Here is a 15,443-nt window from a genome sequence, read left to right on the forward strand (position 1 = left end):
TTAGATGGTTACGAGACCACGCACACCTTCACTTTCCATATTTTCACCTCGGCCTTGCTGCACGATTTCACCACGGGACATCACCAGGTATTGGTCGGCCAACTCGGCCGCGAAGTCGTAGAACTGCTCCACCAGCAGGATCGCCATATCACCGCGTGCCGCGAGTTTCTTGATCACCGCGCCGATCTCCTTGATGACCGAGGGCTGGATGCCTTCGGTGGGCTCGTCGAGGATCAGCAGGCGCGGGCGGCTGGCCAGCGCACGACCAATCGCCAGTTGCTGCTGCTGGCCGCCGGACAAATCGCCGCCACGCCGGTGTTTCATTTGCAGCAACACCGGGAACAGTTCGTAGATGAAGGCGGGCACTTCCTTGGCCTCGGAACCCGGAAAGCGCGAAAGCCCCATCAACAGGTTTTCTTCCACCGTCAGCCGTCCAAAAATCTCCCGGCCCTGCGGCACATAGGCAATCCCCGCATGCACACGCTGGTGCGGCTTGAACCCGGTGATCGCCTTGCCTTCCCAATTCACCGCGCCCTCTTTGGCCGGCAGCAGGCCCATCAGGCATTTGAGCAGGGTGGTCTTGCCCACGCCGTTACGGCCGAGCAGGCAGGTGACCTCACCGATCTTCACGTCAAAGGACAGCCCGCGCAGGATATGGCTACCGCCGTAGTACTGGTGCAGCTTGTCGACTTGCAGCATTCTCAAAACCTCCACGATTCCCCTGTGGGAACCGGATCAAATGTGGGCACTGGCGTGCCTGCGATAGCGCTGTACCCGCTACACCGAGTTGCCTGCATCGCCGGCAAGCCAGCGCCCACATGAAGCAGTCCTTGTCAGGCTCAGCGACCGAGGTAAACCTCGATCACCCGCTCATTTTCCTGCACCTGTTCCAGTGAGCCTTCGGCCAGTACGCTGCCCTGGTGCAACACCGTCACGTGGTCGGCAATAGAACCGACAAACCCCATGTCGTGTTCCACCACCATCAGCGAGTGCTTGCCCGCCAGGCGCTTGAACAGTTCGGCGGTGAACTCGGTTTCGGCGTCGGTCATGCCCGCCACCGGTTCGTCCAGCAGCAACAGTTGCGGGTCCTGCATCAGCAGCATGCCGATCTCCAGGAACTGCTTCTGGCCGTGGGACAGCAGTCCTGCCTGGCGATGCTCCGAGGCGGTGAGGCGGATGGTATCGAGCACTTCATCGATTCGGTCCTTCTGCTCGCCGCTCAAGCGTGCGCGCAGGCTGGCCCACACCGACCTGTCGGTCTTCTGCGCCAGTTCCAGGTTTTCGAATACGCTCAAGGCTTCGAACACCGTGGGTTTCTGGAATTTGCGGCCGATGCCGGCCTGGGCGATCTGCACTTCGCTCATGCTGGTCAGGTCCAGGGTTTCGCCGAACCAGGCCTTGCCGTGACTGGGCCGGGTCTTGCCGGTGATCACGTCCATCAAGGTGGTCTTGCCCGCGCCATTGGGGCCGATGATGCAACGCAGTTCGCCGACGCCGATGTAGAGGTTCAGGTTGTTGAGGGCCTTGAAACCATCGAAGCTGACGCTGATGTCTTCCAGGGTCAGGATGGTGCCGTGGCGAGTATTCAGGCCCTTGCCCGCGGCTTGGCCAATGCCGATCGCATCACGGCCGCTGCCTGCATCGAAAATAGGTTCAAGCATGACGTTCCTCATTTCTTCAGCAGGCCGATGACGCCCTTGGGCAGGTACAGGGTGACGATGATGAACAGCGCCCCGAGGAAGAACAGCCAGTATTCCGGGAAGGCCACGGTGAACCAGCTCTTCATGCCATTGACCACGCCAGCGCCCAGCAGCGGGCCGATCAGCGTGCCGCGCCCACCCAGGGCTACCCATACGGCGGCCTCGATGGAGTTGGTCGGCGACATTTCGCTGGGGTTGATAATGCCCACCTGCGGCACATACAACGCTCCTGCCAGCCCGCACAACACGGCGCTCAAGACCCAAACGAAGAGCTTGAAGCCGCGCGGGTCGTAGCCGCAGAACATCAGGCGGTTCTCGGCATCACGCAGCGCCGTGAGCACGCGGCCGAACTTGCTTTGCGCCAGGCGCCAGCCGATGTAGAGGCTGGCGACCAGCAACAGCACCGTGGCCACGAACAACACCGCGCGCGTGCCCGGCTCGGTAATGCCAAAGCCCAGGATGCTGCGAAAATTGGTGAAACCGTTATTGCCGCCGAATCCGGTCTCGTTGCGGAAAAACAACAGCATCCCCGCAAACGTCAGGGCCTGGGTCATGATCGAGAAATACACGCCCTTGATCCGCGAGCGGAAGGCGAAGAACCCAAACACCAACGCCAGCAGGCCTGGCGCCAATACCACCAGGCACAGGGCCCAGAGGAAGTGGTCGGTGCCCACCCAGTACCACGGCAGTTCGGTCCACGACAGGAATGTCATGAACGCTGGCAGTTCATCCCCCGAGGCCTGGCGCATCAGGTACATGCCCATCGCATAGCCCCCGAGGGCGAAGAACAGGCCGTGGCCTAGGGACAACATCCCGGCGTAGCCCCACACCAGGTCCAGTGCCAGGGCGACGATGGCGTAGCAGAGGATCTTGCCCACCAGCGTCAGGGTGTAGGCCGATACATGAAAGGTGTTTTCCGGCGGCAGCAGCGACAGCAACGGCAGCGCCAGCAACACGACAAGGATCAGCGCGCCGACGGCAATCGTCACCTTGGGGCCGGCCTTTTGCGCGGCCGTGAGCATCAATGGTTGGTTCATCAGTCGATCACCCGTCCTTTCAGTGCGAAGAGTCCCTGCGGGCGTTTCTGGATAAACAGAATGATCAGCGCGAGGATCAGGATCTTGCCGAGCACGGCGCCGATCTGGGGCTCCAGGATCTTGTTGGCGATACCCAGCCCGAAGGCGGCCATGACGCTACCGGCCAACTGGCCGACGCCGCCGAGTACCACCACCAGGAACGAGTCGATGATGTAGCTCTGGCCCAAGTCCGGGCCGACGTTGCCGATCTGGCTCAACGCCACGCCGCCAAGGCCAGCGATGCCTGAGCCGAGGCCGAACGCGAGCATGTCCACGCGGCCGGTAGGCACGCCGCAGCAGGCGGCCATGTTGCGGTTCTGGGTGACCGCGCGCACGTTGAGGCCCAGGCGCGTCTTGTTCAGCAGCAGCCAGGTCAGCACCACCACGAACAGTGCGAAGGCGATGATGACAATGCGGTTGTAGGGCAGTACCAGGTTGGGCAGCACCTGGATGCCGCCGGACAGCCAGGCGGGGTTGGACACCTCGACGTTCTGCGCGCCGAACACCAGGCGCACCAACTGGATCAGCATCAGGCTGATGCCCCAGGTGGCGAGCAGGGTCTCCAGCGGCCGGCCGTACAGGTGACGAATCACCGTACGCTCAAGGGCCATGCCGATGGCGGCGGTGACAAAAAATGCCACCGGCAGCGCGATCAGCGGGTAGAACTCGATGGCCGCGGGCACGTAGCGCTGCATCAGCAGTTGCACCACGTAGGTGGAGTACGCGCCGAGCATCAGCATCTCGCCGTGGGCCATGTTGATCACGCCGAGCAGGCCGAAAGTGATCGCCAGGCCCAGGGCTGCGAGCAGCAGGATCGACCCAAGGGACATGCCGCTGAACGCCTGGCCGAGGACCTCGCCAACCATCAATTTGCGTTTGACCTGGGCCAGGCTTGTCTCGGCGGCGGTGTGCACGGCAGCGTCGGTTTCGACGCCGGGCGCGAGCAGGGCTTCTAGGCGCGTGCGGGCCAGCGGGTCGCCGGTGCTGCCGAGCAAACGCACGGCGGCCAGGCGCACCACCGGATCGTTATCGACCAGCTGCAGGTTGGCCAGGGCCAGGCTGAGGGCGGTGTGCACGTCCTCGTTGGTCTCGGCGGCGACCCGCTGGTCGAGGAATGCGAGCTGCGCAGGTTGTGCGGTTTTTTGCAGGGTCTGCGCGGCGGCCAGGCGTACCTTGGGGTCGGCGGCGAGCAGTTGCTGGCTGGCCTGCACGTTGTCGATCAGGCCACGCAGACGGTTGTTCAAGCGTACGGTCTTGGTCTCACCGTTGACGGTGAGTTGGCCTTGTTGCAGGGCGTCTACCAGCTCGATGCGCGCCGGGTCGGGCTGGGCAGCCCAGTCCTGCAGGAGCTTGGCTTGTTGGGTCGGGTTGGCAGACAGGAAGTCTTCGGCGTCGCTGGCGTGTGCAGCGAAAGGCAGCAACAGCAGCGTAGCCAGGATGAAGCGGTAGAAGGCAGTGGGCATATTCGTGGGCCTTGCTCGAACTAATGTGGGAGCTGGCTTGCCTGCGATAGCGGTGCATCAGACACACCGAGTCGTCTGCATCGCAGGCAAGCCAGCTCCCACAGGGTGTGTGTCGGCACTCAAGTGCCGACACCCCTCGGATCAGTTGCTCTTCACCGCATAGTCCGGCTTCTTGTCATTGCCAGGAATGTACGGGCTCCATGGCTGGGCGCGGATCGGTTCCTGGGTCTGCCACACCACCGAGAACTGCCCGTCGGCCTGGATCTCGCCGATCATCACCGGCTTGTGCAGGTGGTGGTTGGTCTTGTCCATGGTCAGGGTGAAGCCCGACGGTGCAGCGAAGGTCTGGCCGGCCAGTGCTTCGCGCACTTTGTCGACGTCCGTGGACTTGGCTTTTTCCGCCGCCTGGGCCCACATATGGATGCCCACGTAGGTGGCTTCCATCGGGTCGTTGGTCACGGCTTTATCCGCGCCCGGCAGGTTGTGTTTCTTGGCGTAGGCTTTCCAGTCCGCGACGAACTTCTGGTTCACCGGGTTCTCCACCGACTGGAAGTAGTTCCAGGCCGCGAGGTTGCCCACCAACGGCTTGGTGTCGATGCCGCGCAATTCTTCTTCACCCACCGAGAACGCCACCACCGGTACGTCGGTGGCTTTCAGGCCCTGGTTGGCCAGCTCCTTGTAGAACGGCACGTTGGAGTCGCCGTTCACGGTGGAGATCACTGCAGTCTTGCCGCCCGCGGAGAACTTCTTGATGTTGGCGACGATGGTCTGGTAGTCGGCGTGGCCGAACGGGGTATAGACCTCTTCGATGTCTTTGTCCGCGACGCCTTTGGAGTGCAGGAACGAACGCAGGATCTTGTTGGTGGTGCGCGGGTACACATAGTCGGTGCCGAGCAGGAAGAAGCGCTTGGCACTGCCGCCTTCTTCGCTCATCAGGTATTCCACCGCCGGGATCGCCTGCTGGTTCGGCGCTGCACCGGTATAGAACACGTTAGGTGACATCTCTTCGCCTTCGTATTGCACCGGGTAGAACAGCAGGCCGTTGAGCTCTTCGAACACCGGCAGCACCGATTTACGCGACACCGAGGTCCAGCAGCCGAACACGACTGCGACCTTGTCCTGGGTCAGCAACTGGCGGCCTTTTTCAGCGAACAGCGGCCAGTTCGATGCGGGGTCAACCACCACCGGCTCAAGCATCTTGCCGTTCACACCGCCTTTGGCGTTGATCTCGTCGATGGTCATCAGCGCCATGTCTTTGAGCGAGGTCTCGGAGATCGCCATGGTCCCGGACAACGAGTGCAGGATGCCGACCTTGATGGTCTCGGCGGCCTGCACGGTCCAGGTCAGACCCATGGCGGCAATGGATGCCGAGAGAGTGAAAGCCTTGATCAAGCTGCGACGCTTCATGGTGCGGTCTCCAGGAACTCGATGTTGTTATGTGGACGTTGCACTGGCTTTTGCAAAGGCTGTGCCGAGGTGCGCGGCGGCGCTTGTCTGCGGTGCAGGCGGGGGGCTGGCGTAAACGGTTGCGCACCAGATCGGCGCGTTGACGGGGCGTCGGTGCATCGGCTGCGCTGAAGTGGTGCCTGGCCGACAACTATCTAGCGCCCGTGCGTGCCGGGTTGACGTGACAGTAGGCATTCCCCACTTTTCCAGGAGTCCCTGTATGTCTCGCACGCCACGAGCCGCTAACGCCACGCCCATCCTGCCGGCCTTGAGCCCGCCCTTTATCACCGCCGACGATGCTGCCCGTTGGGCTCACGACCAAATCGATCACCCCGTGGCTGACAAGGAATACGGCGGGGCTATTCTCAAACAGGGCAATCGCTACTTTGCTACGACGCCCCTTGCGGACCAACAGGTCTCGTTCGATCATCGAATCCTGCTGGCGACCGACGCCGACGATAATTTCATTGCCCCCCGTGGCTATATCTGCGAGGCGCTCTACCATTCGCACCCGCTGAACACGGCCCAGGTGAAAGCCCACAACCCAGGCATGAGCGATGAGCAGGCTTCGGTATTCGTCAGTTTTTTTTCCCCCGCCGACCTGAGTTTCATCATTGAGCACCGGCGTTCGGTGAAGGCCCATTATTTGTGCGGCCCAGAGGGCTCCTTGCTCAAGTACACGAGCAGTGGCTCGGCGCTGGAGAGCCTGCTTAGAAAACGCATTCTCGGCGAAGAGCCATTTGCGCCTTCCTCCGATTTCGAATCATTGATCTGGCAGGCCGTGCAGGCCGGTGACTTGCGGGTGGTGGTGGCCAACGCTCACTGGGGCGGCGTGCGCGGTCGGGTCAAGCAAGGCTGGCGCATCAATACGGCCGTCGCTCAGGTGACAGAGGAGCAGCCGTTCTTCACACAGATCTTCGAGCAGGCTGATGCGGCGGTGCTGGCGGCGCGGGCGTTGTTCCCGGCAGGCGCGGCCCAGGGTTTTGTGCTCAAGCACACGCGGGACGAAAGCTATGTGGCGATCTACCCCGAAGCGCTGAGCGCGCCGTTGTTCTCTCCAGTGGCACGGTTCCCTACGCGCGCCGACGGCCAGTTACGGCTGCCGTCGAATGTTCGGCTGGAGGCGATCTACTACCGCTCCTCGCCCGCGGCCCTCGACCTGCCTGCGCACGAACCCTGGCTGTATTCCACATTCTTTACGCCGACTGAAGTGGCGGCGGCCATCGCTCAAGCCAGGACCACCGCGTCACTGCAGGACAAGGCCCGTGGACTCCGCTTGTACCTGCAGGCATCGGATGGTGCGTTGCTCGAACTTGATGTGCCGGGCGCCACGACCGCCCTGGCCAGTGAGCCCGCGGCGGGCACCATTGAGGATAATGGCGCCCAGGCCGCACTGCTGGCCGGTACCCTGAGCCCGCGCAACTATGTGCGCCGGGTCATCGCCTCGACGAGCGTGTCGGTGGTGGAGGCGGGCTTGCTGTGGCGAGACGTCGGCCCGGTGGATGAACGTTCGACGGTGTTGGGCGGTCCCTCGCGGGCAGTATTGAGTCGTTTCTTCATTTCTGCCCACGACGCGGCCGTTTATGCCCACGAGCAAATTGGCCGCAAGCGCCAGCATGCCTACGGCGGGTACGTGCTCAAGGACGACGAAGGAGGCTTCTTGATCACCGAGCCGCAGGCGAGCAACGCCAACCCGTTCGCCCATCTGCTGTTCATGCCTGCAGATGGAAAGGGCCCGTCGATTCCGCCCGAGCCGTACCAGATACATGCGCGCTACGGTTCTCACGTGGCCTTGTCGATGGTTGACCCGAGTTGGGTCGAGCAGCGGCGCTGGACGCGGGAAGAGGCAGAAATCAATCTGCAGGTGTTCTCTGCCGAGGAAATCCATGACGTGATCCTGCACAAGCGCCCGGCTTATTTGTCGGGGAGCGAAGACTGTCTACTGGTCTACACACCGAGCGAGTCCGATTCGCAGACGCGGCTTTTGCGCCTCACCGCGCCGCAGGCGGGTGGCAGTGAGGCGCAGAAGCAACTGGGCAGCGGGCAGAGGAAGCCAGCGCAGTGGGTGGTCAGGTTGGCCGAGGCCGGTGACTTGCAGGTTATCCAGGGTAATCCACTGTGGGGGCCGCGCTCGCCAATCTATACCGATTGGACACCCAACTTTGACTACGCGCCGAGGTTTGGGCCGCCCAACTATGTCACCTACGGCGCCGTGTACTACAGTGCCGATGACGCCGCCCGCGACCTTCATGCTCGGGTTCATGGACGCAACCTTGCTGAGCAGGCGTACTTCGGTTTTATTCTCCGGCACAAGGACAAGCCGCATTACCTCGCCACCGAAGTAGTGGGCGTTGATGAACGCAACGCTCTGTTCAGCCTGAGCAGTTTGTTCGAAGCGACGGACGACCGTGATTATCGTTTTCCTGCGGGGTTCGTGCCCTGTGGGCTGTTCCGTTCACAGCAATGGCAGCCCATGGGGCTGGCGACGCAAAGTGCCTGGTTAACCCGCTATTTCGTGCGGCCTGCGTTGCTATATGGCGCGATTTACGACAGCAAGCGTGGCGGTGACAAATACGCTAACGGCAAGTACCTCCCGGTTTATTTTTCAACTGAAGACGGCGCTCTGTTGAGGTATGTATCGCTGCCTTACAACGTGGAAAGTGGCGGCCCGCTGGACAGGCTGTTGGCAGCCGACGATGAGGCAGTGGTGTCCGGTAAAAAGACGCCGCAGACCTTTGTCGGTGAGTGCGCCAACCGGGGCGGGCTCTATGTCGTGCGTACCAGCCAGTGCTGGGACAAGCAAGGGGGTGTGCCGCGCACCTGGTCCGGCTACGAGCACCCTACCCGGCGACGCCTCAGCCCGGTGTTTGCCAACCCGGACGATGCGGCGCGCTACGTCGCTGCGATAGTGGGCAAGGGGCGTCAACGGGCCTACGGCGGTGTGGTGCTCAGGATGACCGATGACAGGTTCGTGGCGACTCTGCCGCTGGTGGTGCCTCCTCGAGGCTTTACCATTGACTGGATTTACCCCAATTCGGTGATTGCGCGGGGGTTATACCCGCAGGGGGCCACGATCGTCGCGCGTTATCGTTCGGTGGTCGGGCATGAAGTACGGATGCTGTTGTCGGCCACTCAAAAAGCGATATACCAAAGCATGCTGCCCACCGGAGTAATGGCGAGCCTGTTGCAGCGCGAGGTCAACATTTTGCGTGAATACCTGATCGGGCCCCAAGGCTCGGTCCTGAGTTACCAACTGACGGGCTCTACGGACGAGGAGGCGCTCAAGCAGAACCTGCAGCCGTTGGATTCGCGCAAGGGCGACCTTTGGGACAATGACATCGAGCGCCAGTTACGCAACGGAACCCTGCTCCCCGGTGACTTTGTCACGCAGGTGGCCAAGGCCGGTAATCTGCAGGTGGTCCAAGGCAATTTACTGTGGGGGGGCGCGCGCCCCCTGCGTGGACCTTTCGTTGCGAACATGGTGTCGCCGGCACCTCTGGAGATCAAGCAGGTGTTTGCCGATGCGCCGTGCAGCCCTCTCTTTACCCAAGCCTACGATGCTGTGCGTTATGCACAGCTGCGCTCATCGCCACAAGCGCAGGTGCAATTCGGTTATGTGCTCAAGTCCGTAAAAAAGACGCTGTACATGACGACCTTACCGTTGGTACGTGCCAATTATTCCGACTTCAGGCAGGTCTTTCTCGATGGCCAGTTGCCTCAGGGCTATACGTTGGCGGCCTTGTACTTGTGCGCCTCCACACAGGTGATTGCGCCCACGCGCGATAGCATGGCGACCAGCTTCTTCGCGCCCGGGGCATTGGCCAATGGTGTCGCGTTTGTCAGCAACCTGGCCAAAAACGGCGTTCTGCCGCTTTACCTGCTGTGTGCCGACGGTGCCCTGCTCAGGTATTCATTCAGGAAAAACGGGCCTGAGGCCCTGTATGCGCTGATCTCCCAGGCCTCTGTCGCCGAACGGCAATTGCTGGAAGGCACCTTGCGTGTCGTCGACTATGTGCGCGGGCTCGCGACCCAGGGCGAGCTGTATGTGCGCGTGAGGAGCACGGTGTGGGGAAGGGAACAAGTCGTGACTGCGCAATGGTTGCCTCATGCTGCTGGCTGGCCGGTGGAAGACAACCCGCACTTTCTTTCCTTTTGCGGGCCGCTGTTCAGTCATGCCGATGATGCCGCGCTGTGGGCCGGCGCGCAGTTGGCCGGCTACAAGGGCCGTGAATACCTCGGGGCGGTGTTGGCCGCTCCGGGTAATGTGGGATTTGTGTCACTGGACCCTGTGGAAGACCACCACGCCTGGTTGCAGGACACGATTGCGCAACTGTTTCAGTTTGAGCATTTCGGCTTCGACATCAAACCTGACCATCCCCTGTTCCTCTACACCATTCACGCGGTCCAGGCTTTTTACAAAGTCATCGCCTCGACCATTAGCTCGCGGCCACTGGACCGAGCGCTACTGGAAAATTTTGTATCGAGGGACGATTTGAGCCTGTATCAGGACATTGTGAAAATCAACCGCCCGACCGCCCAGAGTGTGTACTTGACCTGTCGAGGCGGCGCGTTGCTCAAGTATGTGCCCAGTTTCTCGGCAGAGGAGGTACGACTGCTGAGTATCGGCCCTGTGCTTACGCCCAGCGTGCTGGTCAGCCGCTTGCGGGAGAACGGCCAATTGTCTGTGCTGCAAACCGATGCCTTCTGGACGCGCCTGGGGCTACTGGGTAACGAGTGGGAAGTCAAGGATGTGCAGGCCGCACCCGATCCGCAGGCCGTACAGTACGGTCGAGACAAGGACGAACTGTAATCTGCTGGTGGTCAGCGCTTGCGCATCAGGCCGATAAAAAACACCCCGCCAATTGCCGCCGTTGCCACGCCTATGGGCAAGTCTTCGGGGGCGATCAGGGTGCGTGCAGCAACATCTACCCACACCAGGAACAGGCTGCCCAGCAGCACGCACACCGGCAGTAACCGTCGGTGCTCGGCGCCCACCAGGCGCCGGGCAATGTGCGGCACCATCAGCCCGACAAAACCGATGGAGCCGCTGATGGACACCAGTACGCCGGTCATCAGGGACGCGACCAGGAACACCTTCAGCCGCACGTTGCGCGCATTCAGGCCCAAGGTCACGGCGGTCTGCTCGCCGGCCATCAAGGCGTTGAGCGGGCGCGCCAGGCCCAATAGCAAGACCAACCCCAACAGTACCGTGGCGGCGGGGATGGCCAACAACTCCCAGCGCGCGAGCCCCAGCCCGCCGAGCATCCAGAACATCACCGCCGAGGCCGCGCGATGGTCGCCCATGAACAGCAACAGGTTGGCCGCCGCCATCATCACAAACGACACGGCTACCCCGCACAGCAGCAGGCGATCACTCTCCAGCCGGCCGTTGCGGCTGGCCACTGCCAGCACCACCAACATGCTCAGCAACGCGCCGATGAACGCGGCGGCGGGCAGCGTGAGCAGGCCGACGATCTCACCAACGTGCAGCACCACGATGACTGCGCCGAGTGTCGCACCGGAGGTCACGCCGAGCAGGTGCGGGTCGGCCAGCGGGTTGCGCGTCACCGCTTGCAATACCGCGCCGATCAGGGCCAGCCCGGCGCCTACCAATGCACCGAGCAGCATGCGCGGCACACGGATCAGCCACACAATGTGTGCCTGCCCGGTGCTCCAGTTCACCTCACCCAGGCCGAACACCTTGTTCAGCAAGATCCGCCACACCACGTCCACCGGCACCCGCGCCGAGCCGAACCCCAGCGAGAGCACGCAGGAGACCAGCAACAGCGCGCCAAGGGCGACCAGCAGCAAGGCGTAGCGACGGGTGATCATTCGCCGTGGAATCCTTTGGCCAACGTTTCCACCGCGAGCACGTTATCGATGCCCGGCGTCGCCTGCACGTAGGGAATCACGATAAAGCGCTGGTTCTTGATGGCGTCTACCGATTGCAGGGCCGGGTTGTCGAGCAGGAATTGCACTTTTTGATCGGCAGTGATTTCGCTGTAGTCGACGATCACGATCACCTGGGGGTTGCGCTCCACCACGGTCTCCCAATTGACCCGGGTCCAGCTGGCATCGATGTCATCGAGAATATTGCGCCCGCCGGCGGCATCGATCAGCGCCTGCGGCATGCCCAGCCGGCCAGAAGTCATGGCGCGGTCTTCGCCGCTGTCGTAGAGAAATACCCGTGGTTTGTCGGCGGGCAGGTCTTTCTGCACCTCGGCAACCTGGGCCCGCATCTGTGCGATCAACGCATTGGCGCGGTCCTGCACGTCGAAGATCCTGCCCAGGTTGCGCAGGTCGTTGTAGGTGTCTTCCAGGGTGGCGGCGGGGCGTTTCATCACGAATGCGCACGACTCGGTCAGCTCATACACGTTGATACCCAGCGGCTGCAGGGTGTTCGGCGTGAGGTCGCCGCCCACGCGCATGCCGTAGTCCCAGCCGGCAAAGAAAAAGTCGACGTTGGCGTTCAACAGGGTTTCCACCGACGGGTACTTGCTTGCCAGCTCCGGCAGGCCGTCGAGCAGGTGCGCCATCTCAGGCGTCACGGACTTCCACCCGGTGACGCCGCTGTAGCCGGCCATGCGTGACTTGAGCCCCAGCGCGAGCATCATCTGCGTCATGTTGATGTCATGGCTGACCGCGTGTTGCGGGGCTTGCTGGAAGGTCACGTCGCGGTTGCAGCTTTTGACGGTCACCGGGTAATGGGTCGCTTCGGCGAACGCAGACGTCGCAGCGAGGAGCAGAGCAACAGCGGAGCAGGCGCGCAGGATCATGGTTGGGTTATCCAAGTGATTCGAGGGTAGCCGGACAGGGGATGGGTGTCGATCAAGGCGTCGACGCCAAAGACGTCGCGCAGCAGCTCGGCGGTCAGTACTTCATGGGGCGTGCCGCTGGCAACGATGCGGCCGTGGTCGATCACATAGAGACGATCACAAAAGGCGGCAGCCAGGTTCAGGTCATGAATACTGGCCAGGGTGCCGATGTTCAGGCGCTTGACCAGCCGCAACAGCTCCAGCTGATAGCGCGGGTCGAGGTGGTTGGTCGGCTCGTCGAGGATCAGCAGTTGCGGTTCCTGGGCCAGTGCACGGGCAAGAATCACGCGCTGTTTTTCACCGCCGGACAGGGTCGCGAACGCATGGTCTTCGAAGCCCTGCATGCCGACCGCCGCCAGCATGTTGTGAACGAGCTGCTGGTCCTGCAGTGTGTCGCCATCGAACAAACCCTTGTGGGGCGTGCGGCCCATGGCGACCACTTCATCCACGCGCAGTCCGAACGCATCGGGGAACTCCTGCAGCACCACGGCAATGCGTTGTGCGCACCATTTCGCGCTGTGTTTCCACACGTTCTGATGCGCCAGTTGCACGGTTCCCTGAGCGGGTTTGCTGAACCGGTAGGCACAGCGCAACAGGCTGGTCTTGCCGCTGCCATTGGGGCCGATCAGCCCGACAAACTCTCCTGCGCCGACCTGCAGGCTGGCGTCACGCAGTTGGAACTGGTGATGGCAGTGGCCGTGACCCGATGGGCTCCAGGCCAGGTCGTTGAGGGTGAGTGAGGTCATCAGAAGGTGTAGTCCGCCGTGACGAAGAACGAGCGCGGCTCACCGAGGATCCATTGCTGGCCGTCGTTGTACTGGCTGACGGCGTACGTGCGGTCGAACAGGTTGTTCAGTTGCAGGCCCAGGGTGGTGTTGCGCAGGGCCTTCCATGACACGTTGGCGTCGACCACGGTGTAGCTTGGCAGCTCGTTCTGGTTGGCCATGTCGGCATAACGTGCATCGACATAACGCACGCCGGCACCGGCGCGGATGTCGTCGGTCACGGCCTTGCTCAACCACAGGTTGGCGGTGCGGCGTGGTACGTCCACCGGGCGGTTACCGTCACGGGACACCTGCACGCCGCCGACGTCCTGCTTGAAGTCGTCGTACTGCGCGTGCACCCACGCCGCGTTGGCTTGCAACTGCCAGGCATTCGGCAGTTGCAGATCAAGGCTGGCCTCCAGGCCACGCGAGGATTGCTGGCCGACTTGCTGCTTGAGTTCCGGGTCGCCCGGCACATCGGTGAGCAGTTTCTTCTTGACGATGTGGTAGGCCGCCAACGTCCACTCACCGCGTTGGTCCCAGAACGCCTGCTTGATGCCGATTTCGGTCTGCTTGGCAGTGGACAGGTCAAACTGTTGCTGGCTCGGGCTCAGGGAAATCAGGCCGCCGACGCCGTCGGTGCTAGTGGAATACTGGCCGTAAACCGACGTGTCCGGTGTGATGGCGTAGACCAGGCCGGCCTTCCAGTTGTTGCCGGTGAGGGTCTTGCCGGTTCGGCTGCCATTGCGCAAATCATCCCGCTCGACCTGGGCATAGTCACGGCGGATGCCGGTGATCAGCGACAACTGGTCGGTAAGTTGCAGGCGGTTTTCCGCGAAGCCGGCGACGGTTTTGGTGGTGGTGGCGAACAGCGGCTTGAACGGGTCATTACTGGCGAACTGGCCGGGCGCCGGGTGGTGGATGTCGATGGGTTGGCCACCGGTAAAGGTGTCCCCGAACGGCGAGTTGCTGGCCAGGCGGAAGCGGATACGGTTGTATTCCACCCCGGCCACGGTCTGGCTGTCGAGGCCGAACAGCGTGTGCTTGAAGGTGAAGGTCTGGCGGTCGCCCACTTGTTCTTGATTGTGCTTGATGCCGAAGTTGCCGCTGCGGGTCAGTTGGCCGTCGGTGAAGTTGTAGTTCTCGGCGTTCTGCCAGCGGCGCTGGTTTTTCAGGTAGAACAATTCGTTGGTGGCACTGACGCTGTCGTTGATCTGCCACTCGCTGGTCAGGCGCGTCCACTGGTCGTTGTAGTGCTGGGTATCGTTGCTGACGTTGTAGTTCTTGTCGCGCAGGCCTTTGTGCAACTGGCCGTTGATCAGCGGCGTACCGAAGTAGTTTTGCGGGCGCTGGTCACCGTAGTCGCTGGCCAGGGTAAAGCTCAGGTTGTCCGCCGCCTGCCAGCGCAGGGCTCCGCTGACAAAGTCGCTGCTCGAGTCGCCACGGTCGATGAAGCCGTTGCTGCGCAGGCGATTGACGTTGAGGCGATAGCTCAGGGTGTCGGTCAGCGAGCCGCCGCTGTCCAGGGCTTCTTGCTGGCGGTCATAGGCGCCATAGCCCAGGCGGATGTGGTTTTCGATCTCGCCTTCAAACGGCTTTTTCGGCACGGTATTGATCACCGCGCCGGTGGCGCCTTCGCCGTACAGCACTGAGGCTGGGCCGCGCAGGACGTCCACGCGTTCCACCGACCAGGTGTCGACGGGAAAGGTCGAGGTGCCCATGCCCATGTACATGCGGTTGCCGTCGTACAGCTGCATCACCGAGCCCTGGCCGGTAAACCCACGGGCCGACAGCGAAGTACCACCGTCGCCCGGCGAACCGGTCCTGCTGATGCCGGTGGCGCGGGAAATCGCGTCTTGCACGCTGGCATCGCCACGCTCGCGGATCTGCGCGCCGGTCTGGCTTTCGACACTGCCTGGGGTTTGCAAGGCCGTGAGGTTCAGGCGCGAACCGGCGGTGGTCGGGGTCTTGAGGTCGACGCGTTCATCGTCAACGGCGCTAGCGGTGACGGGGCTGGCGGGCAGGGTCAGGGCCTGGGCATGGTTATGCAGGGCGAGCAGGCACAGGCCAGACGCAAGGTACTTGTTCATCGGTCGATCGATCGCTTCTTGGAGAGGTGCTCGCCGCGAGGGGCACGGCGAGCAACGATAACGCAGAAAGTGTTATAAGTTAACACTTA

The 15,443-nt window shown here is 62.3% G+C and carries 10 protein-coding genes; 1 reads left to right on the forward strand and 9 read right to left on the reverse strand.

The window, feature by feature from the left end; all coding sequences use genetic code 11:
• The 5 genes from urtE to urtA form a co-directional block, all read right to left on the reverse strand.
• A complete protein-coding gene (gene urtE / locus ATH90_RS03030; RefSeq protein ID WP_027607728.1) occupies positions 1-699 on the reverse strand; it encodes an urea ABC transporter ATP-binding subunit UrtE in 699 nt (232 codons plus the stop codon).
• A gap of 140 nt (positions 700-839) precedes the next feature.
• The gene (urtD, locus tag ATH90_RS03035; RefSeq protein WP_170041093.1) at positions 840-1,673 is read right to left on the reverse strand and encodes an urea ABC transporter ATP-binding protein UrtD; all 834 of its coding nucleotides are present in this window, start codon (positions 1,671-1,673) and stop codon (positions 840-842) included.
• Complete coding sequence (urtC, locus tag ATH90_RS03040) at positions 1,670-2,737, reverse strand: urea ABC transporter permease subunit UrtC (protein WP_034105610.1); 1,068 nt, start codon at positions 2,735-2,737, stop codon at positions 1,670-1,672. The genes urtD and urtC overlap by 4 nt, the downstream gene beginning before the upstream one ends.
• Positions 2,737-4,239 (reverse strand): urea ABC transporter permease subunit UrtB, encoded by a 1,503-nt coding sequence (gene urtB / locus ATH90_RS03045; protein ID WP_034105608.1) that lies wholly within the window; start codon positions 4,237-4,239, stop codon positions 2,737-2,739. The genes urtC and urtB overlap by 1 nt, the downstream gene beginning before the upstream one ends.
• A 141-nt stretch (positions 4,240-4,380) precedes the next feature.
• Complete coding sequence (urtA, locus tag ATH90_RS03050) at positions 4,381-5,646, reverse strand: urea ABC transporter substrate-binding protein (RefSeq protein WP_025857306.1); 1,266 nt, start codon at positions 5,644-5,646, stop codon at positions 4,381-4,383.
• Positions 5,647-5,905: 259 nt separating this feature from the next.
• Between urtA and ATH90_RS03055 the strand changes: the two genes are divergently transcribed.
• Complete coding sequence (locus ATH90_RS03055) at positions 5,906-10,495, forward strand: DUF4329 domain-containing protein (RefSeq protein ID WP_098465675.1); 4,590 nt, start codon at positions 5,906-5,908, stop codon at positions 10,493-10,495.
• A gap of 11 nt (positions 10,496-10,506) precedes the next feature.
• Here the strand turns inward: ATH90_RS03055 and ATH90_RS03060 are convergent, their stop codons facing one another.
• The 4 genes from ATH90_RS03060 to ATH90_RS03075 are packed head-to-tail and all read right to left on the reverse strand — an operon-like array spanning position 10,507 to position 15,354.
• A complete protein-coding gene (locus ATH90_RS03060) occupies positions 10,507-11,517 on the reverse strand; it encodes a FecCD family ABC transporter permease (protein WP_098465676.1) in 1,011 nt (336 codons plus the stop codon).
• Entirely contained in the window at positions 11,514-12,461 is a 948-nt protein-coding gene (locus tag ATH90_RS03065; RefSeq protein ID WP_098465677.1) for an ABC transporter substrate-binding protein, read from the reverse strand. Before ATH90_RS03065 ends, ATH90_RS03060 begins: the two co-directional genes overlap by 4 nt.
• Complete coding sequence (locus tag ATH90_RS03070) at positions 12,458-13,246, reverse strand: ABC transporter ATP-binding protein (RefSeq protein ID WP_098465678.1); 789 nt, start codon at positions 13,244-13,246, stop codon at positions 12,458-12,460. The genes ATH90_RS03065 and ATH90_RS03070 overlap by 4 nt, the downstream gene beginning before the upstream one ends.
• Positions 13,246-15,354 carry a TonB-dependent receptor gene (locus ATH90_RS03075; RefSeq protein ID WP_098465679.1) on the reverse strand — a complete coding sequence of 703 codons (2,109 nt, stop codon included), beginning with the start codon at positions 15,352-15,354 and terminating at the stop codon, positions 13,246-13,248. Before ATH90_RS03075 ends, ATH90_RS03070 begins: the two co-directional genes overlap by 1 nt.
• Between the last annotated feature and the right edge of the window lie 89 nt (positions 15,355-15,443).

The organism is Pseudomonas lurida (assembly GCF_002563895.1).
GTDB classification, from domain to species: Bacteria; Pseudomonadota; Gammaproteobacteria; order Pseudomonadales; family Pseudomonadaceae; genus Aquipseudomonas; species Aquipseudomonas lurida.